Here is a 1,089-nt window from a genome sequence, read left to right on the forward strand (position 1 = left end):
ATTCTTTACACTGTAAAGTCCTGCTAAAACAAGCATTAAGGTCGCGATCAAAACCATAAAGCGGTTATTGAGTGACCAACGGATAATTGCTCCAATCATAGTTAGCCCTCGATCGCTTCAATTTGTTTCAAAACGTAGTCAGAACCTTGTTTTTCAACTAGAAATCGGACTTTCTGACCTTCTTTGAAACCGGATAAATCCACTTCATCACCCACAGAGAAGTTCATTTCACCGGCATCCCAGCTCCATTCTGAAACCGGAAGGTGATTGAGCGTGATCATGCCAAAATCCGCCATTAGCATGCTGATGTCTCCCGTTACCCAAACGTCAGTCGCGAGAACGGTGTCATCGGCTTTGTAATCGACGATTTCGTATTGACCCGATGCTGCTTTTTGAATTTCGAACTCAATAGCTTGACCCTTATGCAGCGAGCCCATATCGACGCCGTCAGCGAGGGTAAAGTTCATAACCATCCCCGGCCAATCCCACTCTGGTACGGGCTGGTGGTTGATGGTCAACATGCGATGGTCTTTCATCACATCAGTGATCTCGCCCTTCGTCCAAGCCGTTTGTGCAGTGGCTTCGGTCGGTGATGAAATGCGCGATAGATCAGCCGTTTGGCTCGATTCTGAATCCAACATAAAGTGAGCTGAGGTTACGATGCGATCGTCTTGAGTCAGGCCTTGTAGTACCTCGATTTTGTCGTCAGCTTCACGCCCGACTTCGATGCGCGTTGAGCGGTATTTGCCGTCTCCCTCAGACAGCACGACGCGAGTCATACCCCCCGAGCGGATAACGGACGACTTGGGAATGGTTAACACCGCGTTGTCGCTGACAGGTTGCAAGGCAATATTGGCGAACATGTTCGGTTTCAGCTCGCCATTGGGATTAGAGAATTTAAGACGAACACGAAGCGTGCGCGTTTTAGGATCCAAAATTGGATACACATAATCGACGCTGCCTTGCCACTCTTTACCCGGAATCGCATCCAACGTCATAGTGGCGTCGCTGCCTGCTTTCATCCAGTGAGCTTGGCGCTCAAACACTTCGGCATCCACCCATACGTTTTCAAGTGGGCCCGCGCTGATC

Annotated in this window: 1 protein-coding gene; it reads right to left on the reverse strand. The window is 49.6% G+C overall.

Annotated features, from left to right (window positions below; genetic code table 11):
* Positions 1–101: 101 nt before the first annotated feature.
* Positions 102–1,089 (reverse strand): copper-binding protein (locus R7Q38_RS24545; protein WP_318114677.1); only part of this gene is annotated, 988 nt, incomplete at its 5' end.

The sequence above is a fragment of the Vibrio sp. Vb0598 genome (genome assembly GCF_033338935.1).
Lineage (GTDB): Bacteria > Pseudomonadota > Gammaproteobacteria > Enterobacterales > Vibrionaceae > Vibrio > Vibrio alginolyticus.